Source organism: Mesorhizobium sp. M2A.F.Ca.ET.043.02.1.1 (assembly GCF_003952405.1).
GTDB lineage: Bacteria > Pseudomonadota > Alphaproteobacteria > Rhizobiales > Rhizobiaceae > Mesorhizobium.
The window spans coordinates 1,873,374-1,893,187 of record NZ_CP034445.1 but is presented as its reverse complement, the minus strand read 5'-3'; the positions used below and the strand labels follow the sequence as shown (position 1 = coordinate 1,893,187).

Sequence of the window (19,814 nt, the reverse complement as noted above, 5' to 3'; positions counted from 1 at the left end):
GAATTTGAGCCCAATTCGACTGGTTTGCCGCGATTTTTCGGCCCAATAACGCTCCGGTAAGCCGATCCTGCTAGCGTTTTCCTTGACAAGCAAAAGCCGGGCCAGTTTCTATGCCCGACCGGAATGCAAGAGTGCGACGCGTAGACGAGGCGTTTGAATCCCACCATGGCGCTGGCAGCCAAACTGCAGCTCAGACAATCCCAGTCGCTGGTGATGACGCCGCAGCTGATGCAGTCGATCCGGCTGCTGCAGCTCACCCATGTCGAGCTCGAACGCTTCATCGACGAGGAGATCGAGCGCAACCCTCTCCTGGAGCGCGCCGAACCGCAGGATGACGCCGCCAGCGACCAGGCCCAGAAAAGCGAGGCCGCGCCGGAGCTGGATAGCGCCGGCGACTGGTTCGAGGGCGAGACGGAGTGGAGCGCGGAAGCGATCTCGCAAAAGCTCGACTCTTCCCTGGAAAACCTGTTCCCCGACGATCCCGGCACCAGCGAGCGGCTGGGGCCGGATCTCACGGCTCAGTGGAAGTCTGCAGCGGGCAGCGCCGGCACAGCCTCATCCGAGGGATTCGACGTCGGCGACATGGCCGCGGCCGCAGTCACATTGCGCGAACATGTCGGCGAGCAGATCGCACTTGCTTCGCTGAGCCCCGGCGAACGTCTCATCGCGGGCGAGCTTGCCGATGGGCTCGACGAGGCCGGTTATCTGCGCACCGACCTGATGGAGATCGCGGTCCGGCTCGGCACGGATGAAGCGGCGGTGGCGCGTGTGCTTGGCTCCTGCCAGAGCTTCGAGCCGGCAGGGCTCTTCGCGCGCGACCTTGCCGAGTGCCTGTCGCTGCAGCTTCAGGCGCGCGACAGGCTCGATCCGGCAATGAAAGCGCTGGTCGCCAACCTCGAGCTTCTGGCGCGGCGCGATTTCCAGACGCTGAAACGCATCTGCGGCGTCGACGAGGAGGACCTCCTCGACATGCTTGCCGAGATCCGCGCTCTCGATCCGCGCCCCGGCCTGGCGTTTTCGGGCGGCGCAAGCGACGCAATCGTCGCCGATGTCGAGGTCCGCGCGGCCAATGACGGCAGCTGGGCAGTTGAGCTCAATGCCGACACGCTGCCGCGCGTGCTGGTGGACAATGTCTACTTCGCCCGTGTCTCGAGCCACGCCAAGGACCAGGCGGAAAAGGATTTTCTCGCCGAATGCCTGCAGAACGCCAACTGGCTGACGCGCAGCCTCGACCAGCGGGCCAAGACTATTCTCAAGGTGGCGTCGGAAATCGTGCGGCAGCAGGACGCCTTTCTCGTCCATGGCGTGCGCCACCTCAAGCCGCTCAACCTGCGCACGGTGGCCGATGCCATCGGCATGCATGAATCGACCGTCAGCCGCGTCACCGCCAACAAATACATGCTGACGCCGCGCGGGGTTTTCGAGCTGCGCTATTTCTTCACGGCGTCGATCGCCTCGGCCGAAGGCGGCGAAGCGCACTCTTCCGAGGCCGTGCGCGACCGCATCAAGCAGATGATCGACGAGGAAAAGCCCGCCGACGTGCTTTCCGACGACGCCATCGTCGACATGCTCAAGGAAAGTGGTGTCGATATCGCGCGCCGCACCGTCGCGAAATACCGCGAAGGCATGAATATCCCATCGTCTGTGCAAAGGCGGCGGGAGAAGCGGGCGCTCGCGAACGCCGGCCGCTAGGCCCGCCGGTATTCGGGCGATGCCGGCCCGACCCGAATCCCGATGATTTCCCGCAATCCCCAAGCTTGATTGACAAGCCGCAATGAAGTGTCTAGAAGCCCGCCCGCATGAGCAGGGCGGTAATGCCCGCTTGCAAATGGGTCCGTCAGACAAGGCCATGGACGGCCAAGAAGGCGACTTGTGATCAACCGGAAAGTTCGGGTCTAAAATCGGCGCGCATGCCGCTGCGAAGCTTGTGCGCGCGCACCACGGGTATAAACTCGGGACCAGTTTGAAGCCTGGGCAAGGAAGGTCAGTTTTCAGATGAATCTACGCATTTCGGGAAAACACATGGACATCGGCGATGCGTTCCGCACGCGCATCAACGACCGGGTCGGCGAGGCGATCGAGAAATATTTCGATCGGGGTTTTTCAGGACATGTCACGGTCATCAAATCGGGGTCGCGTTTCTCCGCCGACTGCATGATCCGGCTCGATTCCGGCGCTTCCTTGCAGGCGACCGGCGACGCCCAGGACCCGACGCTTGCCTTCGAGGCGGCCGCCGATCGCCTGGAAACACGGCTGCGCCGCTACAAGCGCCGGCTGAAATCGCGCAACACCGGCAACGGCAATGGCGAAGAGCCGACCGACATCGCCTACACGGTGATGGCTCCCCTCACAGATGAGGAGGAAGACATTCCGGAGGACTTCGCTCCGGCCATCGTCGCCGAATCAAGCATGACGCTGCGGACCATGTCGGTGGCGTCGGCTGTCATAGAGCTCGACAACAGCGACAGCCCGGTATTCCTGTTCCGCAACGCCGGGACCGACCATCTCAACATCGTCTACCGCCGGCCGGATGGCAATATCGGCTGGATCGATCCGTCGACGACCAAAGTCGCACAGGCATAAAAAGCCGGCCGCGCGAGGGGGCGACGACTGGCGCGGCAGGCGAGCAAGGGATTTTTCAAGCATGGATCTCAGCGATCTCATCAGCGTCCCGGCGATCATGCCGGCGTTGAAGGCGAATTCCAAAAAGCAGCTTCTGCAATTGCTGTCGGAGAGGGCGGCGGCGATTTCGGGAATTCCGGAGCGGGAGGTGTTCGACACCATCCTGCAGCGCGAACGGCTGGGATCGACCGGCGTCGGCAACGGCATCGCCATTCCGCACGGCAAGCTCGCCGGCGTGAAGCGGATCGCCGGTGTCTTCGCGCGGCTGGAAACGCCCGTCGATTTCGAGGCATTGGACGACCAGCCGGTCGACCTCGTCTTTCTGCTGCTGGCGCCCGAAGGCGCAGGCGCCGACCATCTCAAGGCGCTGTCGCGCATCGCGCGCGTGCTGCGCGATGCCGACACGGTGGCCAAGATCAGGGGTACGCGCGACGCGGTGGCGATCCACGCCCTGCTGTCCGACACGCAGGCCTCGCACGCAGCCTGAAGTTTTGGGATAGAACTCTAGTTTGAGAAGAAACCCTAGAGGGACCGCCGGGAGCGGCCCTTTCCATTTCGAACTGCCAGCAATCGCCCTAAAGCGCGTCGCGATCTTTCAGATTCGCTCCATGCGCTTTAGGTTTTGATTTTACGCATGTCTTTATCCCGAAACCGGTTCCCACTTTCGGGAGACATGCCTTAGTGGATGGCGACAGTGGTCAGGTCGTTCTCCAACGCACCCGCCAGCGCCCGGTCACGGGCATCGGAAAGCAGGATCGGCTGGCCGTTGGCGGCAAACAAAGCCCACAGCTCCAGGCCGGGCGCGATTTCGCCGAGGCCGGGGAAGCGGCCGCGCAGGTCGTCGCTCGACACTTTCCGCAGATAAGCGACAGAGCCTTCGCCGAGATGGGCGAGTTCGCCGCTGGTCATGGTGATCATTTCGTCAGTTCTGGTCATTTCAAGCCTCCTTGGCGCGAGGACGCCAGGATTGGCCGCCTCGCATAGAGCCATCGGCAAAGATCAGTCTTTCACCGATATGTTTATTTTCCGTACCAGCCGCTCGGCCTCCGGCCGGTCGAGATCGATCGACAGCAGGCCGTTCTTCAACTCGGCCGCTATCACCCGCATGCCGTCGGCCAGCACGAAACAGCGCTGGAACTGGCGCGCGGCGATGCCGCGGTGGAGGAATTCGCGCTCGGTGTCGTCGGTCTGGCGACCGCGCACGATCAGCTGGTTTTCCTCCGTGGTGACATCGAGATCGCTCTCGGCGAAACCGGCAACGGCCAATGTGATGCGCAGCCTTTCGGCCTCGCCGTCAGCGGCGCTGAGGCGTTCGATGTTGTATGGCGGATAGCTGTCGCCGGTCTTCGCCAGACGCTCCAGCGTCTTTTCCATGGCATCGAAACCCAAAAGAAGCGGGCTGGAGAAGGGCGTCATTCGACTCATTGTTACACTGTCCTCTGAAGAGCGACACAAACTGGAAAAACCCGGATGGCATTTTTCTCGATGGTCTTGATATGGTCCGCCGCGCGATCAAGTTCAAGCCATTAAACCCCGCCCAAAAAGACTCCCCAAAAAGGAATTGAAATGCCCCAGTCCAGAAAGATCATCATCGACACGGATCCCGGCCAGGACGACGCCGTCGCCATATTGCTGGCGCTCGGCAGTTCCGAGCTGGAGATCGTCGGCATCACCGCCGTTGCCGGCAACGTGCCGCTGAAACTGACCCAGAACAACGCCCGCAAGATCTGCGAGCTGGCCGGCAGGCCAGACGTGAAGGTCTATGCAGGCGCCATCCGGCCGCTGACGCGCGAGTTGGTCACCGCCGAGGAAGTGCATGGCAAGACCGGGCTGAACGGCCCCCAGCTGCCCGAGCCGACCATGCCGTTGCAGGAACAATACGCGGTCGATTTCATCGTCGAGACGCTGATGCGCGAAGAAAGCGGCACGATCACGCTGTGCCCGCTCGGACCGCTGACCAACATCGCGCTGGCGCTGATCCGCGAGCCCAGGATCGCGCCCCGCATCAAGGAAATCGTCCTGATGGGCGGTGGCTTCTTCGAGGGCGGCAATGTCACCCCGGCCGCCGAATTCAACATCTATGTCGACCCGCAGGCCGCCGATCTGGTGTTCAAATCGGGCATCCCGATCGTGATGATGCCGCTCGACGTCACCCACAAGGCGCTGACCTCGTCAAAGCGCATACAGGCTTTCCGCCAGCTCGGCACCAAGGTCGGCACCGCGACCGCCGAGATGCTGGAGTTCTTCGAACGCTATGACGAGGAGAAATACGGCACCGATGGCGGGCCACTGCACGATCCGTGCGTGATCGCCTATCTCCTGAAGCCGGAACTGTTCAAGGGTCGCCGCTGCAATGTCAGCGTGGAGACCGCGTCGGAGCTCACCATGGGCATGACGGTGATCGACTGGTGGGGCGTCACCAAGCGGGAAAAGAACGCCACCGTGATGCGCGACATCGACCATGACGGCTTCTTCGCGCTGTTGGTGGAGCGGCTGGGGCGGCTCTGAAAGCTTCCTTCTCCCCGTCTACGGGAAGAAGGTGCCGGCAGGCGGATGAGGGGCGGCGCGAATGTTGGTGTTTTGCCTGCAACCCCGGCGCTGCCCATCACCCGGTCGCTTCGCGACCACCCTCTCCCCGTGAACGGGGCGAGGAAGACTGCTCACTTCGCTTTCGTAAACGCCAGCCAGAGCCCGCCGCCGACGAGAAAACTGCCGCTGATGCGTGACATCAGCCTGACGCGGCTGGCCGACAGCAGCCGGCCGGCGCGGCCGGCGGCAAGGGCGTAGGTCGAGTCCGACATGGCGGCGAAGATCATCGCCGTCAGGCCCATGACCACGATCTGCAGCGTGTAATTGCCCTGCGGCGCGATGAACTGCGGGAAGAAGGCGCCGAAGAACACCAAGGTCTTCGGATTGCTGATCGCCACCAGAAAACCCTGCAGGAAGAAGCCGCCGCGCGGCTTCTTCGCCGACCCGTCCGGGTTCAGCGCGCCTTTTGCGCGAAACATCTGGATGCCCATCCAGATCAGGTAGGCGGCGCCGAGCAGCCGCACCCATTCGAACCAGTGGCCCATGCCGGCGATCAGCGTGTTGAGGCCGATGCCGACGATGGCGATCATGATGGCGAGCCCGGCCTGCGTGCCGGCGACATTGGCCAAGCCCGCGCGCGAGCCGTGGCGGATGCTGTTGGCGATGATCAGCGTGACCGTGGGACCCGGCACCAGGATGATGACGATGCAGGCGACGACATAGGTTGCGTAGAGTTCCAGCGACATGATTTCCCTCGAACAGGACGGCGCCGACTTGGGCGGAGCGCGATCAATGCACGAGATTGGCGCTGGCGCAAGCTGGCCGGACAGAGCGGCCCGTCACGCGGCCCCCACCGGCCAGGGCAGCGTCGCCTCGTAGGCGGCGCCGGCCTTGAGCACGGCGAGGTCGCCGCGCGGGCGGCCGATCAATTGCATGCCCATCGGCCGGCCTTTTGCGTCGAAGCCGGCCGGCACGTTGAGCGCCGGGCAGCCGCCCAGCGTTGCAAAGGCGGAGACCTGCATCCACCGATGATAGCTGTCCATGGTCCGCCCCGCGACCTCGCGCGGCCAGTGGGTGGTTACGTCGAACGGGAAGACCTGCGCGGTCGGCAGAGCGATGAGGTCGAAGCGCTCGAACAGCGACAGCAGCGTGCGATGCCACGCGGTGCGCTGGACGCTGGCGGCATGGATCTGCGGCGCGGTAAGGCGTATCGCCTGTTCCACTTCCCAGACGGCCTCAGGCTTCAGAAGCCTGCGCTTTTCCGGGTCATCGTAATGCGCTTTCAACCCGCAGCCGCTGCTTGCCTGGCGCAAGGTGACGAAAGCCTGCCACAACGCCTCGAAATCGACATCCGGCACCAGCGCTTCGCTGGGGAACGACGCGTCCGCAAAGCGGGCAAGCGCGGTCTCGCAGAGGTCGAGCACGCCCGGTTCCGTCGGCAGATGGCCGCCGAGATCGCCCAGCCAGGCGACGCGGCCGCCGGAGGCTTTCGTCCCCAAGCCGCCGAGGAACGAGCCCTCCTTGGCATAGGACAAGGGTGCCTGCGGATGGTAGCCCGCCTGTTCGTCGAGCAGCAGCGCGATGTCGCGCACGCTGCGGCCCATCGGTCCCTCGACGGCCATTTGCGAATAGAAGACGTCGATGTCGGGGCCGGCGGGCACAAGCCCCTGCGAGGGACGGAAGCCGTAGACATTGTTGTAGGCGGCCGGATTGCGCAGCGAGCCGCCGAAGTCGCTGCCGTCGGCGACCGGCAGCATGTCTAGCGCCAGTGCCACCGCCGCGCCGCCGCTCGAGCCGCCGGCGGTCAGCGCCGGGTCGAAGGCGTTGAGAGTGGGTCCGAAGACCGGATTGTAGGTGTTGGAGCCAAGGCCGAATTCCGGAACATTGGTCTTGCCGATGATGATGGCGCCGGCCTTGCGGATGCGCTCGACGAAGAAGTCGTCCGTGTCAGGGATGAAATCGGCGAAGATCGGCGAGCCGAAGGTGGTCCTCAGCCCCTTGGTCAGGGCGAGGTCCTTGATGGCGATCGGCAGGCCGAACAGCGATCCGGCCTCGCCGCCGCGGGCCAGATGAGCATCGGCGTTGTCGGCTTCGGCCAGGATGTCGGCGCGCTCGCGCAGCGACACGATCGCATTGACCAGCGGGTTGACGGCCTCGATGCGGTCAAGGAAAGCCCTGACGACTTCACGCACCGACAATTGCCGTTGCCTGATCCTGTCGGCGAGCGCGACGGCGGAGAGACGGCAGATATCGCCGGCCGGCGGCAGGGCATGCTTGGTGACGGGACGCATGCTTAATGCGTTCCCGCCAGGGCAGCGTCGACATCCTTGGCCAATGGGATCGCCGGCTGCGCGCCTGGCTTCAGGCAGGCAAGCGAGCCGGCCGCGGCGGCGCGGGTCAGCGCATCCCCAAGCGACAAGCCGGACGAGAGGCCGGCGCCGAAATAGCCGCAAAAAGTGTCGCCGGCGCCGACGGTGTCGACCGGCGTGATCTTCAGCGCCGGGATTGTGAGGAAATCGTCCGGCGTTGCGGCCAGCACGCCGTCGCCGCCCAGCGTGACGACGATGGCGCGGCTGGTCTTTTGGGCATAGTCGCGCATGCGGGCCGGGCGGTCGCGCCCCGAAAGCGCCAGCGCCTCGCCATAGAGATCGAATTCGGTCTCGTTGGCGACGGCATAGTCGGCTTTGGCGACGAAGCCGGCTGCCTCGGCACGGAAGGGTGCGGTGTTGAGCACGCTGACGGCGCCCGCCGCGCGCGCCGCGTCAAGCGTGGCTTCTACCGTCTGCAGCGGGATCTCATGCTGCAAGAGCACAACATCGCCCTTTTTTAGATAGGCCTTGGTGACATCGCCCGGCACCACCGAATCATTGGCGCCCGGCACGACGGCGATGACGTTTTCGCCGTCGGCGCCGACCAGGATCAGCGCCGTGCCGGTGGAGGCGAAGCTTTGGCCGACACCGGAGAGATCGACATTGCCGGCCTTGAGAAGGGCGAGCGCTTCGGGGGCAAAGCTATCCTTGCCGACCGCGCCCACCATGCGCACCTGGGCTCCCGCGCGCGCCGCGGCCAGTGCCTGGTTGGCGCCCTTGCCGCCGGGGGCGGTGGCGAAGCTCGAGCCGCGCACCGTCTCGCCGGGTTCCGGCAGGCGGTCGACATTGGCGATGAGATCGAGGTTGATCGAGCCGACAACGATAATCACAAGAACTGCCTCCCGTTGAAGCGGCCCGGCCCGTGCTTGATAAGCGGGCCCGCTCCAAGATTCTGCTTGTTACAATTCCTGGCGAAATGGGCGGCGAAGCGCCAGTCCTGGAATTGCATGCTGGGCGCGAAGCTAGCCGCAAAGACCGCCAGTTGCCAGATCACGCTGGTTGCGCAGGCTCTCGGCCCACAGGCATCATTCGCAGCGCACCGTAACCGTGCCTTGATAGTTGCCCGCCGGGAAGATGCCGGGCGACTTGGTGGCGGTGAGATCGACCTGGATGGTGTGGGTGCCGTTGGTCACCCGCTGCGGCGAGCTGCCCGGTATGTCCACGCCTGAGCCGTCGAGGCGGAAGACGGAGGCGAAGGAGACATTGGTGTCGCCGCCGCTCGGTGCCGAGGTGAAGGCGATCGGCGCCGGCGCGGAAATGGTATAGCAGTCCAGCAGGTTTAGGATGGAACACAGCGTCGAGTTCGCTGTGATGGTGGCGCCGGCGCTCGACCCGCCTGCCTGCTTTGAGCCGAAGATGTTGATGGCGGGGTTCGATTTCATCGTCCCCGAGGCGCCGATCATGATCGTGCAGGTGCCGATGATCGCCGCCTGCGCCGGAAGGCAGAGACCGGCAAGCGCCGCTATCGCCAACAGCGCGCTTCTATTTCCGCTTCTTCTTCTCATTGCCGGTCGTGCCTCTGATGGTCCAGCCTTCATTGGCCCATCCCGCTGATTTGACTTGGGCCGCGCTGGCTTGGGACGCAGCGTCCTGGGGTGGCGAGGCGGGCACACTTCCCGTCGTCTGGCCGTCGGCGCCGAGGCCCATTTTGAGCAGCTTCAATTCCATCTGCAGGCGCTCGACTTCCAGCTCGTAGAGGCGGCTGCAATCGACGCGTTTGGGCGTCCGCCCGATCGGAATCACCACGCGGCCATAGGTGGCGATGTCGCTGTTGGTCTGGTTGCTTGAGTTGTTGCCGCGGATGACGCCGAGGTCGAGATAGGCGCCGCTGCCGGAAACGGCTGAGCGGCAGGTCGTGCCGTCGCTGGCATGAACTTCGTCCTGGCCCTGGGGCAAGGTGACGCCGGGCAGGCTGAAACCGGTCTGGTTCTGATTCAGGTTCAGGATATCCTCGGCAAGTCCCCGACCGACGACAGCCAGGGCGGGCAGCAAGGACAAGGTCAGAACCTGCGATGCCCGAAGAACTTTCCGCATATCTGTGCCCTTATCTGGGTCTGCTCGCTTGGAAAGGGGATACTCTCGGTACAGATACGCACTTTACGCTCGTTCGCGCCGTCGAACGGGACGACCACCAGGACCGGGCGCGACGCTTGGCCGGCCAGAAGGAACGCGCTCGGCGTGATCCTGGCCGCGACAGGCTGGAAATCCTGGTCGTAGACATGGACCTCGACGCGGATGCGCTGGTTGTACGGGTTGCCCGGAAAGACACGGACAGCAAAGGCATCGGTGAAGGATCGCACCTCGCCCCGCATCGGCGTCATCGACTGGCCGGTCGCCGCTACGGGAGGCAGCGCGGCGATCAGGCCTGCCGCCAGGATTGCAATTCTTCTCAATGCGATTCTTCTCAAGGACCGCTCCTTTCGCGTGAGGACTATTCGCAGCGCAGCGTCACCGTTGCCTGGTAGTTGCCGGCGGAGAACCGGTTCGTGCCGCTCTTGGTGCCGGCGAGATTGACCGCCACCGTCGATGTGCCGGGCACCGTCAGCGCGGTCGCGGTGCCGGTTTCGGCAATCGTCTGCGCGCCTGAAGTGGCGAAGGTCGGAGTCCATGTCGTCGCCGTCGTGTCCGAGGCCGGCACGGTCGTCGTTGTCACCGGGTCCACGCTGAGCGAGACGCCGCCCGTCGTATCGACCTGAGCGCTGCCTGCCGAGCCGCCGGCATTGTGCGAGCTCAGCGACTGAAGATTGCTGCTCACGGTCATCGTGCCGTTGGAGTTGATCGTGATGGTGCAGGTCGCGGTGATCGTGCCGTTGAAAAGCACGTTTCCGGTAGCGGCCGATGCCGTCTGGCAGGCGCAGGCGGCCAGCAGGCCTGCTGCCATTGCGGCCCGAGCGATTTTCATTGAGATCCCTCCTTCGAGCCGGATGGTGCCGGCTCAACGTCGGGTCATCTTCCCTTTATCGTGGTTAATTTAGCGTTAAGTGAAATAACGCGGGGAAGCAACTTACAAGAAAACCGACTGTAACCATAGGTTGTCGCCGGTTGCATTTCGCAAATGAATCGATCAATTATTTAGAATGTACCGATTTATATTACGATAAGCGGTTTTTTCGCAACGGCATACGAAAAAATCGAATGTTTCAGGACGTCACTTGTCCCGCTTCCCAACCGAGGATGGCGCGCTTGCGCGTCAGACCCCAGTGATAGCCGGTGAGCGCGCCGGACTTGCCCAGCGCCCGATGGCAAGGCACCACGAAGGACATCGGGTTTGCGCCTACCGCCGCACCGACGGCCCGGCTGGCGCTTGGCGCGCCGATGCTCGCCGCGATCGAGGAATAGGTGCAGGCCCTGCCCATCGGGATGCGCAGCAAGGCTTCCCAGACGCGCAGCTGGAAATCGGTGCCGATCATCACCACGCGCAGCGGCTGGTCGGCGCGCCACTTGGTCGGGTCGAAGACCCGCGCGGCGTAAGCCTGGGTGGCCGACATGTCCTCGACATAGGTCGCGTTCGGCCAGCGGCCGGACATGTCGGCGAAGGCAGCCCGCTCGCCGCCGGCATCGCAGAAGGCGAGGCCGGCGAGGCCGCGGTCGGTGACCATGATCAGCGCGATGCCGAAAGGCGAGATGTGGTAGCCGTAGCGGATGGTGAGCCCCGCGCCTCGCGTCTTGTAGTCGCCGGGCGACATCGCCTCATGGGTGATGAAGAGGTCGTGCAGCCGGCCGGGGCCGGACATGCCGAGCTCGAACGAGGTTTCCAGCAGCGGCATGCCGGAATCGAGCAGCTTGCGCGCGTGGTCGAGCGTCACCGCCTGCAGAAAGGCTTTCGGTGACAGGCCGGCCCAGCGGGTGAACAGCTTCTGCAGGCCGGTCGGCGTCTCGCCGACTTCCTCGGCCAGCACCTCCAGCGAGGGCTGGTCGCGATAGTCGAGGCTGATCTTCTCGATGGCGCGGCGCACGACATCATAGTCGCTGCCTTCCGGGGTGATATCGTTCTCAAGGATCGCGATCGGCTTCATCTGCGTATTCATGGTCATCTGCGCGTTCATGGCAATGTCTCCTTGGCCGCGAATATCGGTCTTCCAGAGCTTTGCAACCACCCGAAACTTGCCTTCCTGACGCAGGCACCCAGACCATCCTAGAAACCGGAACAAGGGGCGCTGGGCTGGTCCGCATGCTTGTTCGTCGGCCTCTGGAGGCTTATCCCCGCCATGCGCAAGGTCGGCAGGCTGCTGCGCTACCGCTTCTGATTTGCTTGACTTGCTCGGAGCATGATCTTGTCCGAACCGCAGCTCAGCGAAAGCAAAACCGGCGTCCACTTTTCGCTGACGCGGACTTCGGTTCGGGATCATGCTCAGCGCGTCTTGGCGGTCGCCAGCGCGCGCGAAAAGGCGGTGGCGAAGCTTTCGCGGTCGTCGGGATTGAGGAAGCCGCCGATCGCCACGCTCTTGCCCTGCGCTTCGACGGCCATCCTGGTGATGCCGATTTCGCTGTGGCGGGCGATCGAGAACCGCGTCCAGAACGGGTTGAAATGATGCGCCTCCGAGCGTCCGGAAGGTGCTGTCTTGCGGATGTCGAGGCTGGTGCGCGATACCGAGATTTCCTCGCGGGCGCGCGCGGCGCGATAGTTGGCGCGGAAAGCGATATAGACGGCGATCACATCGAGGCCGAAGAAGCCGAACACCGGCCAGGCGCCATGCGCCAGGAAAAAGGCGCCGGTGACCGCCCAGCCGAAGACAAGCGCCCCCATCAGGATCAGGAAACCGGTGCGGCCGAGCGAGCGGTGCGGCGTCAGCAGGGCCTGGAAAAATGGCTGGTCGGCTTCGAATGACGCGTTTGTGTCGCTCATGAGGGGATATTATAGGAAGGGACATGGCGCCTCCCAAGTCCAAAAAATCCATCGCTGTCAAAAAGCCTCAACCCGCCCCTGCCGGCGGCGGCCCGGCGGCTGGTACACGGCCGCGAAAAGCGGCTTCCCGGTCGCTCTACAGTGCCGCCGAGGTGCATGAGATCTTCAGGCGCTTTTCCGTGCAGCGGCCTGAGCCGAAAGGCGAGCTCGACTATGTCAACGCCTTCACCCTGCTGGTCGCGGTGGTGCTGTCAGCGCAGGCAACCGACGCGGGCGTCAACAAGGCGACCAAGGCATTGTTCGCGGCTGCCGACACGCCAGCCAGGATGCTGGCGCTGGGCGAGGCCAAGGTCGGCGACTACATCCGCACGATAGGGCTGTGGCGGAACAAAGCGAAGAACGTGATCGCGCTGTCGAAGGCGCTGATCGATGATTATGCGGGCCAGGTGCCGCAGGATCGAGACGAGCTGGTGAAGCTGCCGGGCGTCGGGCGCAAGACCGCCAATGTCGTGCTCAACGTCGCCTTCGGCCAGCACACGATGGCGGTCGACACGCATATCTTCCGCATCGGCAATCGGATTGGGCTGGCTCCCGGCAAGACGCCGGAACAGGTCGAGCAGGGGCTGCTCAAGGTCATCCCGGCCGAGTTCATGCGACATGCGCATCACTGGCTGATCCTGCATGGCCGCTATGTCTGCAAGGCGCGCAAGCCCGATTGCCCGGCCTGCGTGATCGCCGATATCTGCAAGTCGAAGGAAAAGACCACCGACATTCCGGCGCCGCTGATGCCGATCGCGCCGCTGGATGAGACGTTTCCGGCCGAGGCCTAAAGCGCGTCGCGATCTTTCAGTCTCGCTCCATGCGCTTTAGGTTTTTTATTTTGCGCATGTCTTTACCCCGAAACCGGTAACCACTTTCGGGAGACATGCTTTAGAGCGGGTCTGGCTCTAATAGCCGTAGCCGCGCGCCATGGCCGCGGCAAAGACCGGAATGAGCAGGAAGATGAAGCCTTCGGCGCGGACATAGTTCTTCACCGAGGCCAGTTCCGCCGCCGGCACGGCGAAAGACGGATTGCCGTTCGCCTGCCTGTTCCAGGAGAGGAAGCGCGTGGTCGGCACGATCGACAGCAGGCCGACGATGGCGAAGGCCGCCATCTTTGCCCAGAACACCCAATTGTAGACATAGAATTCCCAACCCTTCAGGCCGAAGAACACCCGGCAGATGCCGACGATGATGATCAGCGCGGCGATGATGCCGTAATGGCGGTCGATGCCGGCAAGGCGCTTCAGCGTCGCCGCACCCAGATCGTCGCGCACCAGCACGAACTCGGCCCCGATGATGCCGGCCAGCGAGAACACCAGCAGGTGATGGAGAATGGCCAATACAAGGTCAGTGGTGTCCATGTTCTTCCCTGCGCCTGGCGGCCGCGACGCGGCTGGATACTGTGTCAGAAGAGTAGCATCATCGGTCAAGATTCCCAGACGGCGAAATCGTTGCGCTGGAGGATGATCCCGGCCAGTCCTGGCCCTTGCCAGAGACGCCGGTTTGCTAGAGCAATTCCAGGAAAAGTGTGAGCGGTTTTCCGTCCGGAATTTCGTGAAAACAAAGAGTTAGTGTGTTTCACCATTTCGCGAAACGGTGAAACACACTAAGCGCTGCCGCCTCAACGAGAGGAGTGCCATGAGCATCAAGACGGAAGCTGGCGTGCCGATCCTCGAGACGGCGCGGACCATCCTGCGGCCCCATCGTCCGGGCGATTTCGAGACCTATGCCGCCATGTGGACGGAACCTGCCGTCACCCGTTTCATCGGCGGCAAGCCGCGCACGCGCGAGGAAAGCTGGATGCGCTTCCTGTGCCATGCCGGGCTGTGGTCGTTGATCGGCTACGGTTTCTGGGCGATCGAGGACAAGGCGACGGGGCGCTTCATCGGCGAGGCCGGCTTCCATGATCTGAAGCGCGAGATCGAACCTTCGATCGAAGGCGTGCCGGAAGCCGGCTGGGCCCTGGCTTCGGAGGCGCACGGCCGGGGGCTTGCGAGCGAGGTCGTCGGGCGGATCGTCGCCTGGAGCGACGAGGCGTTGGGACAAGCGAGAACCGTCTGCATCATCGATCCGGAAAACGGCGCTTCGCTGAAGGTCGCCGAAAAGAACGGTTATGGAGAGATTTTGCGGACCACCTATCACGAGAAGCCGACGATCCTGCTGGAACGGCGGGCCGGAGGGGTTGTCGCCTAGATTAGCTGGCTTTGCGGCGCAGCGTCCGCGCCAAAGTCTCCCATCCATCCGCCGTTGCATCGCGCTCGCTGCGATTGCCGCGCAGCACCGTGGTTGCGTCGAATGGCTGGGGCAGCGCGATCGCATAGCCCTGCGCGTAGTCGACGCCGATCGCTTTCAAGGCGTCGAGGATGCCTTCGCTTTCGACGAATTCGGCGATGGTGCGTTTTCCCGTCACCTTGCCGATGTGATGGATCATCTCGACCATCGCGCGGTCGATGCGGTCGTCGAGCATGTCCTTGACGAAGCTGCCGTCGATCTTGAGGTAGTCGACCGGCAAATGCTTCAGATAGGCGAAGGACGACATGCCGGAGCCGAAATCGTCGAGCGCGAAGCGGCAGCCAAGCCCGCGCAGATCGGCGATGAAGCGCATGGCTTCGGAAAGATTTGCAATGGCGCTGGTCTCGGTGATCTCCAGACAGATCGTTTCGGGGACGATGGCGTGCGCGGCGAACTGCTCGCGCATGAAGCCGAGGAAGGTCTCGTCGCCGAAGGTGGCGCCGGAGAGATTGATCGCGCAGGTGGATATCGGCGTCGCGTGCGGGTCGGCGCGCCTGGCCGCCAAGGTGGCGAAGGTGTTGCGCACCACCCAGCGGTCGATCGCCGGCATCAATCCGTAGCGCTCCGCCGCCGGGATGAAGCTCTGCGGCGTGACGAAGCTGCCGTCCTCGTCGGTCAGCCTGAGCAGGATTTCGATATGCGCGCCCTGCTCCGGGATATCGTCGCGCAGGGGCGCGATCTCTTGCGCATGCAGCCTGAAGCGGTTCTGATCCAGCGCGGCGTGCAGACGCTGCACCCAGGCCATCTCGCCGAAGCGCTCGCGCAGCGCGGTGTCGCCCTCGCTGTGGAAATGGATGCGATTGCGGCCCTTTTCCTTCGCCATGTAGCAGGCGACGTCGGCTGCGCGCAGCACCTCCTCCAGCGTCATGCCGACGTTGGCGACTTCGACCATGCCGATGCTGACGCTGATGTTGAAGGGACGCCCGTCCCAGGAGAAATGCAGGTCCTGGACCGTGGCGCGCAGCCGTTCGGCGGTTGCGGCGGCACAGTCGGCATCGCAATCGAAGAGCAGCACGCCGAACTCGTCGCCGCCGAGCCTGGCCAGGATGTCGCCGGGCGGCAGCTCGTTGGCGAGCAGCACCGAGATCTGGCGCAGCAGCTGGTCGCCGGCGGCATGGCCGCATGTGTCGTTGACCAGCTTGAACTGGTCGAGGTCGAGATACATCAGCGCATGCCTGCGCGACCTTTCCGGCGCTTCGGAGATCGCGCCCGCCAGCCGGTTCTCGAAGTCGCGGCGGTTGACGAGACCGGTCAGCGCATCATGCGATGCCTGCCACGACAGGCGCTCGATATAATCCTGCTCGCGCGTCATGTCGTGCAGGGCCAGGACACAGCCGAGGATCTGGCCTGAGACGATCAGCGGCGCGCCGTTCAGCGCCACCGGCACGACCGAGCTGTCGGGACGCTCCAGGAGCTGCGGGCGCACATTGGAGCGGCGTGGCTCGCCTGCCAGCAGGCGCGCGATCAGATCGGTCTCCTCGACGCCGCTGTCCTTGTCGACAAGCCGGAACAACGAGGCGATGGGCCTGCCCCTGGCTGCGGCCAGCGAGCAGGCAAGCAGCCGCTCCGCCCCGGCATTCATATAGTCAAGCCGCCCCTCGGCATCGGTGCTGATGACGGCCTGGCCGATCGAGGCCAGCGTGATCTGGGCACGCTCGCGCTCGGCGTTGAGGGCGCTCTGAAACGCCTGGCGCTGTATCATCAGCTTGCGCGTGCGCCAGACGACGAGCAGGATAAGCAGGGCGGCGGTGGCGAGATTGGCCGCCGTCAGCGCCATCTTGATGAAGCGCGATCCCTCGCCGAGGCTGTCGGAAAAGGCCTTGGCCAGCGGCCCGATCTGGCGGTCGAGCTGGTGGATTTTCGCCTTCCAGAGGCTGATCTCGGCTGGCGTTGCCGGCTCTTTTTCCAGCCTTCGATTCATCTTGTCGCCAAGTCCCTCGATGGCGAGGATCATCTCGTCGGCATCCCTCCAGTGGCGGATCGCGGTGTCGAGATAGCTGACGCCGCGGAAATTCCGGAACAGCCAGATCAGGCCGTCAACATCGTCGGGATGGTTGTTGCCGCCGAGAAAGCCAAGCCGGGCCGCATTCGTGTCGGGCTCGGCCTGTTCGAGCGCCAGCCGCGCGGCGCGATCGGCGAGCGGCACGGCGATGGCTTGACGATGTTCGTTGAAATATTCCTGCCGGCCGGTATCGGCATAGAGGTTCAGGAAGTAGATGGCGTGCTTCTGGCCTTTCGACCATTGGCTTTCGCCGCCGACATAGGCGCGGACCGCCGATAATGTGTGGAGGCTGAGGGTTGCGACCAGCGCCTGGGTCAGGACCACCGCGACGAAGGGCCAGACCAGCCCTATCAGACGCGGACCGGCATCGGTCGACGAGAACTTCATCCCATTCCCATGGAGCTCGTTCTGCTCCCCCGGCGTCTGTCCGACTAGCTCATCCGTCGGTTGAGACGATATTTTTCTCCGCATGTCGCCCCGTTGCCGGCGACATCGATCCAGATAGCGCGCCTGGCTTAACGGCCGATAAACTTGTCCGGTACTTGTTTCATGAATTGTTGCCTGGCAGACGCTTACGCCGGGTGATGCGATGTATTGATCCGTGTTGCCGGTGCGCGGAAGAAAAAGCCGGCAAATCAACCCGATAGCGTTATACCGCAGTCCTCTCTCAGCGCTTGGCCCTCGATCTGTTGAGGGTCACGGCTTCGCGTACGAGCGCCTTCAGCGCATCGGCGTCGATCGTGTCGCCTTGCTTGAAATCGATGGCGCGCCTCGTGTTGCCTTCGAGGCTGGAGTTGAAGAGCTTCTTGGGGTCGGGCAGCGCCGCGCCTCTGGCGAAGGTCAGCTTGACGACGGCCTTGTAGGTCTCGCCGGTGCAGATGATGCCGGCATCCTCCCAAACCGGCACGCCGCGCCATTTCCATGTCTCGACGGCTTCCGGCGCGGCCTGGCGGATCAGGGCGCGGAGCCGGGCAAGCATCTCGCCGCGCCAGTCGCCCAGTTCCTCGATCCTTCTATCGATCAGCTCGGACGCAGACCTGCCGTCCTGCTCGCCGTCTTTTTGCATGTCTGGTTTCTCCTCAATGCCGGATATCACTCGCCGCCGTGGTCCTTCGGGAGGGCGGCGCTTGATCCTTCCTTGCGCTTACATCCGTTCGCCGGGCAGCCGGCTCGCCTGTTTCACCCAGGAAACGAACCGCTTCTCGTCGAGCCGATCGTCCTCATGGATATGCAAATAGCGCGTGTCCCCGCTCTTGGATTCGACCGGAGGCACGGGGTCCAGCGACAGGCCGCGGAAGAACGCCACCTTGATGTAGCTGGCGAAGCAATGGATGCCGAGAAACCAGCCTTCGTCCTTCATGCCGTAGAGTGGCGAATTCCATTTGACGGCCTTCTGCACGTTGGGAATGGCTTGCACGATGAGCTGGTCGAGCCGGCGCCCGACCTCGCTCTTCCAGCCCGGCATCGCCGCGATATAGGCCTGCACGGGAGCGTCGCCATGGCCCTTGGCGATCTGCGGATTGCCGCCTGAAAGCAGGACCGGCTTCTCGTGCGGAGATGCGTCGGCTTTCGATTTCGCCTTCGCCATCAGGCCGATCCCGTGCGCTCGGGCGACGGCTCGCCGCGCCTTCTGGCGGCATAGGGCAGCACGAACATGTAGAGTCCGCTGAACAAAAGTAGGAAAAGCGGGATCAACGGCGAATAGACGATCCAGGCGGGCGGCGGGCCCATGGCCATGGCGGCGAAATTGGCAATGACGGTGACGGTGAAGATGATCGACAGCCAGCGATGAAGCTGCCTGATCCACTTGCTCCAGCTCAATGTAACCTCCCTTGCAAATGACGAGACGGATCGAGGCGCCTACCAGCGCGCCAGCTGCGAAAGCTGGACGAGGTTGCCGCAGGTGTCGTTGAGCTGCGCGATGGTGGCGCCGGTCACCGCCGTCGGCGCCATGGCAAAATTGCCGCCCTTGGCCTTAATGCGCTCGTGGTCGGCCTTGATGTCGTCGCCGAACAGCATCAGCGCCGGCTGGCCCTGCTTGAAGATGGCCTGCTGACAGGTCTTTGCCGCCGGATTGTCGTTGAGTGCCAGCTGCAGTTCGGTGCCATCCGGATCGTCGGGCGAGGTGACGGTCAGCCAGCGGAATGGACCGTTGGTGAAATCCGCCTTCCTGGTGAAGCCCAGAACGCCGGTGTAGAAGGCGAGGGCCTTCTCCTGGTCGTCGACATAGATGCTGGTCAACTTGATCTTCATTTCGATATCTCCATGGCTTACGCCTGCGGTGTGCCGCCCCGCCAAACAGTGTGTTGTTCCGAGCAGTCCTGCTGTTGGCGGCGACCTTCAGTCGAGCCGCGAAAGGACCTCTTCCAAGGTCGCCAGGTATCTCTTCCAGCCGACGGTGGCGCCGCGGTAATACGGCTCCTGATCCGTGCGGAAGCCGACCTGCTCCATACGCAGATGCGTGCCCGTGCCCGTCGGGGTCAGCGTCCAGGTGACCACGCTCTCGAGGTCCTTGGTGTCCCAACTGTAGGACAGCGTCCGGTTCGGTTCGACCGTCCGCACCTGGCAGTCGACGCCGCCCCATTCCGCGCTCAGATTGAAGCGATGGTCCACGACCGGCTTGAAGTTGTTCTTCATCAGCCACTCCTCGATGAGATGCGGTTGGGTGAGCGCGCGCCAAATCTTTTCCGGCGCAAAAGGTATCTCGCGCTCGACGATGACGGAGCGCGTTGCGGCTTCGTTCATTGATCCATCCTTTTGAGCAGGTCTTCGAGATCGTCGAACCGGCTTTCCCAAAACCCCGCCATGTCGCGCGTCCAATCCATCAACGGCGCAAGCGCCTTGAGCTGCGCGCTGTAATGGGTCTGGCGCCCTTCATGGCGGTCGCGCACCAGCCCCGCTTCCTTGAGCACGCCCAGATGCTTCGACACCGCCGGCTGCGACACACCGGCCTGCGCGGTGAGGGCTCCGACCGTCTGCTCGCCCTGGCGACAGAGACGTTCGAAGATGGCGCGCCGCGTCGGATCGGCAAGCGTCCTGAACAGCATATCGTGCGTGGCCGGCATCTCAGATCGATAACCCGTTGGCTATTGATTGACGTATAACCATCGGG

Annotated in this window: 25 protein-coding genes; 6 read left to right on the top strand and 19 right to left on the bottom strand. The window is 63.7% G+C overall.

All coding sequences use genetic code 11. From position 1 onward, the window contains the following. Positions 1-165 precede the first annotated feature (165 nt). The 3 genes from rpoN to ptsN all read left to right on the top strand — a co-directional run bounded on the left by rpoN (position 166) and on the right by ptsN (position 3,109). On the top strand, positions 166-1,692 hold the full coding sequence (gene rpoN, locus EJ068_RS08965; protein WP_127249522.1) for an RNA polymerase factor sigma-54: 1,527 nt from the start codon (positions 166-168) through the stop codon (positions 1,690-1,692). A 303-nt stretch (positions 1,693-1,995) separates the two neighbouring features. Next, positions 1,996-2,583 (top strand): ribosome-associated translation inhibitor RaiA, encoded by a 588-nt coding sequence (raiA, locus tag EJ068_RS08960; protein ID WP_127249521.1) that lies wholly within the window; start codon positions 1,996-1,998, stop codon positions 2,581-2,583. A gap of 61 nt (positions 2,584-2,644) precedes the next feature. Further along, positions 2,645-3,109 (top strand): PTS IIA-like nitrogen regulatory protein PtsN, encoded by a 465-nt coding sequence (gene ptsN, locus EJ068_RS08955; RefSeq protein WP_042641064.1) that lies wholly within the window; start codon positions 2,645-2,647, stop codon positions 3,107-3,109. Positions 3,110-3,300: 191 nt separating this feature from the next. Here the strand turns inward: ptsN and EJ068_RS08950 are convergent, their stop codons facing one another. Continuing rightward, a complete protein-coding gene (locus tag EJ068_RS08950; RefSeq protein WP_126081194.1) occupies positions 3,301-3,558 on the bottom strand; it encodes a DUF1150 family protein in 258 nt (85 codons plus the stop codon). Positions 3,559-3,621: 63 nt separating this feature from the next. Then, the gene (locus EJ068_RS08945; protein WP_127249520.1) at positions 3,622-4,047 is read right to left on the bottom strand and encodes an Hsp20 family protein; all 426 of its coding nucleotides are present in this window, start codon (positions 4,045-4,047) and stop codon (positions 3,622-3,624) included. Positions 4,048-4,188: 141 nt separating this feature from the next. On the opposite strand from EJ068_RS08945, the gene EJ068_RS08940 reads away from it, so the two are divergent. After that, entirely contained in the window at positions 4,189-5,130 is a 942-nt protein-coding gene (locus EJ068_RS08940; RefSeq protein WP_127249519.1) for a nucleoside hydrolase, read from the top strand. Between the two features lie 152 nt (positions 5,131-5,282). Here EJ068_RS08940 and EJ068_RS08935 read toward each other — a convergent pair whose 3' ends face one another. From EJ068_RS08935 to EJ068_RS08890, 9 genes are all read right to left on the bottom strand, one after another. After that, positions 5,283-5,897 (bottom strand): LysE family translocator, encoded by a 615-nt coding sequence (locus tag EJ068_RS08935; RefSeq protein WP_127249518.1) that lies wholly within the window; start codon positions 5,895-5,897, stop codon positions 5,283-5,285. Positions 5,898-5,990: 93 nt separating this feature from the next. Then, a complete protein-coding gene (locus tag EJ068_RS08930; protein ID WP_127249517.1) occupies positions 5,991-7,442 on the bottom strand; it encodes an amidase in 1,452 nt (483 codons plus the stop codon). 2 nt (positions 7,443-7,444) lie between these two features. Beyond that, complete coding sequence (locus EJ068_RS08925; RefSeq protein WP_127249516.1) at positions 7,445-8,350, bottom strand: ribokinase; 906 nt, start codon at positions 8,348-8,350, stop codon at positions 7,445-7,447. A 195-nt stretch (positions 8,351-8,545) separates the two neighbouring features. Next, positions 8,546-9,025, bottom strand: coding sequence for a hypothetical protein (locus EJ068_RS08920; protein ID WP_189342061.1), 480 nt, complete (start codon positions 9,023-9,025; stop codon positions 8,546-8,548). After that, positions 9,003-9,554 (bottom strand): hypothetical protein, encoded by a 552-nt coding sequence (locus EJ068_RS08915; RefSeq protein WP_127249514.1) that lies wholly within the window; start codon positions 9,552-9,554, stop codon positions 9,003-9,005. The genes EJ068_RS08920 and EJ068_RS08915 overlap by 23 nt, the downstream gene beginning before the upstream one ends. Continuing rightward, positions 9,521-9,913: a hypothetical protein gene (locus EJ068_RS08910; RefSeq protein WP_126081201.1), complete on the bottom strand. Its 393-nt coding sequence runs from the start codon at positions 9,911-9,913 to the stop codon at positions 9,521-9,523. Before EJ068_RS08910 ends, EJ068_RS08915 begins: the two co-directional genes overlap by 34 nt. A gap of 38 nt (positions 9,914-9,951) precedes the next feature. Next, a complete protein-coding gene (locus tag EJ068_RS08905) occupies positions 9,952-10,422 on the bottom strand; it encodes a hypothetical protein (RefSeq protein ID WP_126081202.1) in 471 nt (156 codons plus the stop codon). 238 nt (positions 10,423-10,660) lie between these two features. Then, positions 10,661-11,566: a methylated-DNA--[protein]-cysteine S-methyltransferase gene (locus EJ068_RS08900; protein WP_127249513.1), complete on the bottom strand. Its 906-nt coding sequence runs from the start codon at positions 11,564-11,566 to the stop codon at positions 10,661-10,663. A gap of 305 nt (positions 11,567-11,871) precedes the next feature. Beyond that, entirely contained in the window at positions 11,872-12,366 is a 495-nt protein-coding gene (locus EJ068_RS08890) for a DUF2244 domain-containing protein (protein WP_126081204.1), read from the bottom strand. A 23-nt stretch (positions 12,367-12,389) separates the two neighbouring features. On the opposite strand from EJ068_RS08890, the gene nth reads away from it, so the two are divergent. Then, positions 12,390-13,196: an endonuclease III gene (nth, locus tag EJ068_RS08885; protein WP_127249512.1), complete on the top strand. Its 807-nt coding sequence runs from the start codon at positions 12,390-12,392 to the stop codon at positions 13,194-13,196. 117 nt (positions 13,197-13,313) lie between these two features. On the opposite strand, the gene EJ068_RS08880 is transcribed toward nth, so the two are convergent. Next, positions 13,314-13,769, bottom strand: a complete 456-nt coding sequence (locus EJ068_RS08880; protein ID WP_126081206.1) for a DUF2214 family protein — start codon at positions 13,767-13,769, stop codon at positions 13,314-13,316. A 277-nt stretch (positions 13,770-14,046) separates the two neighbouring features. Here EJ068_RS08880 and EJ068_RS08875 point away from each other — a divergent pair, with 277 nt between their 5' ends. Beyond that, positions 14,047-14,601, top strand: coding sequence for a GNAT family N-acetyltransferase (locus EJ068_RS08875; RefSeq protein ID WP_127249511.1), 555 nt, complete (start codon positions 14,047-14,049; stop codon positions 14,599-14,601). 1 nt (position 14,602) lies between these two features. Here the strand turns inward: EJ068_RS08875 and EJ068_RS08870 are convergent, their stop codons facing one another. From EJ068_RS08870 to EJ068_RS08840, 7 genes are all read right to left on the bottom strand, one after another. Beyond that, positions 14,603-17,089 carry an EAL domain-containing protein gene (locus EJ068_RS08870; protein WP_127249510.1) on the bottom strand — a complete coding sequence of 829 codons (2,487 nt, stop codon included), beginning with the start codon at positions 17,087-17,089 and terminating at the stop codon, positions 14,603-14,605. 280 nt (positions 17,090-17,369) lie between these two features. After that, entirely contained in the window at positions 17,370-17,768 is a 399-nt protein-coding gene (locus tag EJ068_RS08865; RefSeq protein WP_126081209.1) for a DUF1801 domain-containing protein, read from the bottom strand. Between the two features lie 78 nt (positions 17,769-17,846). Continuing rightward, positions 17,847-18,290: a DUF1801 domain-containing protein gene (locus EJ068_RS08860; RefSeq protein ID WP_127249509.1), complete on the bottom strand. Its 444-nt coding sequence runs from the start codon at positions 18,288-18,290 to the stop codon at positions 17,847-17,849. Further along, positions 18,290-18,523 carry a hypothetical protein gene (locus EJ068_RS08855; RefSeq protein WP_126081211.1) on the bottom strand — a complete coding sequence of 78 codons (234 nt, stop codon included), beginning with the start codon at positions 18,521-18,523 and terminating at the stop codon, positions 18,290-18,292. The genes EJ068_RS08860 and EJ068_RS08855 overlap by 1 nt, the downstream gene beginning before the upstream one ends. Before the next feature lie 39 nt (positions 18,524-18,562). Beyond that, on the bottom strand, positions 18,563-18,955 hold the full coding sequence (locus EJ068_RS08850; protein WP_127249508.1) for a VOC family protein: 393 nt from the start codon (positions 18,953-18,955) through the stop codon (positions 18,563-18,565). An 87-nt stretch (positions 18,956-19,042) separates the two neighbouring features. Next, complete coding sequence (locus tag EJ068_RS08845) at positions 19,043-19,447, bottom strand: SRPBCC domain-containing protein (RefSeq protein ID WP_127249507.1); 405 nt, start codon at positions 19,445-19,447, stop codon at positions 19,043-19,045. Further along, positions 19,444-19,767 (bottom strand): metalloregulator ArsR/SmtB family transcription factor, encoded by a 324-nt coding sequence (locus EJ068_RS08840; protein WP_126081213.1) that lies wholly within the window; start codon positions 19,765-19,767, stop codon positions 19,444-19,446. The genes EJ068_RS08845 and EJ068_RS08840 overlap by 4 nt, the downstream gene beginning before the upstream one ends. Between the last annotated feature and the right edge of the window lie 47 nt (positions 19,768-19,814).

What these genes read in the sequence shown, in the direction of transcription:
- rpoN (WP_127249522.1), top strand. Translation starts at nt 166, where the DNA reads ATGGCGCTGGCAGCCAAACTGCAGCTCAGACAATCCCAGTCGCTGGTG.
- raiA (WP_127249521.1), top strand. Translation starts at nt 1,996, where the DNA reads ATGAATCTACGCATTTCGGGAAAACACATGGACATCGGCGATGCGTTC.
- ptsN (WP_042641064.1), top strand. Translation starts at nt 2,645, where the DNA reads ATGGATCTCAGCGATCTCATCAGCGTCCCGGCGATCATGCCGGCGTTG.
- EJ068_RS08950 (WP_126081194.1), bottom strand. Translation starts at nt 3,558, where the DNA reads ATGACCAGAACTGACGAAATGATCACCATGACCAGCGGCGAACTCGCC.
- EJ068_RS08945 (WP_127249520.1), bottom strand. Translation starts at nt 4,047, where the DNA reads ATGAGTCGAATGACGCCCTTCTCCAGCCCGCTTCTTTTGGGTTTCGAT.
- EJ068_RS08940 (WP_127249519.1), top strand. Translation starts at nt 4,189, where the DNA reads ATGCCCCAGTCCAGAAAGATCATCATCGACACGGATCCCGGCCAGGAC.
- EJ068_RS08935 (WP_127249518.1), bottom strand. Translation starts at nt 5,897, where the DNA reads ATGTCGCTGGAACTCTACGCAACCTATGTCGTCGCCTGCATCGTCATC.
- EJ068_RS08930 (WP_127249517.1), bottom strand. Translation starts at nt 7,442, where the DNA reads ATGCGTCCCGTCACCAAGCATGCCCTGCCGCCGGCCGGCGATATCTGC.
- EJ068_RS08920 (WP_189342061.1), bottom strand. Translation starts at nt 9,025, where the DNA reads ATGAGAAGAAGAAGCGGAAATAGAAGCGCGCTGTTGGCGATAGCGGCG.
- EJ068_RS08915 (WP_127249514.1), bottom strand. Translation starts at nt 9,554, where the DNA reads ATGCGGAAAGTTCTTCGGGCATCGCAGGTTCTGACCTTGTCCTTGCTG.
- EJ068_RS08905 (WP_126081202.1), bottom strand. Translation starts at nt 10,422, where the DNA reads ATGAAAATCGCTCGGGCCGCAATGGCAGCAGGCCTGCTGGCCGCCTGC.
- EJ068_RS08900 (WP_127249513.1), bottom strand. Translation starts at nt 11,566, where the DNA reads ATGAACGCGCAGATGACCATGAATACGCAGATGAAGCCGATCGCGATC.
- EJ068_RS08890 (WP_126081204.1), bottom strand. Translation starts at nt 12,366, where the DNA reads ATGAGCGACACAAACGCGTCATTCGAAGCCGACCAGCCATTTTTCCAG.
- nth (WP_127249512.1), top strand. Translation starts at nt 12,390, where the DNA reads ATGGCGCCTCCCAAGTCCAAAAAATCCATCGCTGTCAAAAAGCCTCAA.
- EJ068_RS08880 (WP_126081206.1), bottom strand. Translation starts at nt 13,769, where the DNA reads ATGGACACCACTGACCTTGTATTGGCCATTCTCCATCACCTGCTGGTG.
- EJ068_RS08875 (WP_127249511.1), top strand. Translation starts at nt 14,047, where the DNA reads ATGAGCATCAAGACGGAAGCTGGCGTGCCGATCCTCGAGACGGCGCGG.
- EJ068_RS08870 (WP_127249510.1), bottom strand. Translation starts at nt 17,089, where the DNA reads ATGAAGTTCTCGTCGACCGATGCCGGTCCGCGTCTGATAGGGCTGGTC.
- EJ068_RS08865 (WP_126081209.1), bottom strand. Translation starts at nt 17,768, where the DNA reads ATGCAAAAAGACGGCGAGCAGGACGGCAGGTCTGCGTCCGAGCTGATC.
- EJ068_RS08860 (WP_127249509.1), bottom strand. Translation starts at nt 18,290, where the DNA reads ATGGCGAAGGCGAAATCGAAAGCCGACGCATCTCCGCACGAGAAGCCG.
- EJ068_RS08850 (WP_127249508.1), bottom strand. Translation starts at nt 18,955, where the DNA reads ATGAAGATCAAGTTGACCAGCATCTATGTCGACGACCAGGAGAAGGCC.
- EJ068_RS08845 (WP_127249507.1), bottom strand. Translation starts at nt 19,447, where the DNA reads ATGAACGAAGCCGCAACGCGCTCCGTCATCGTCGAGCGCGAGATACCT.
- EJ068_RS08840 (WP_126081213.1), bottom strand. Translation starts at nt 19,767, where the DNA reads ATGCCGGCCACGCACGATATGCTGTTCAGGACGCTTGCCGATCCGACG.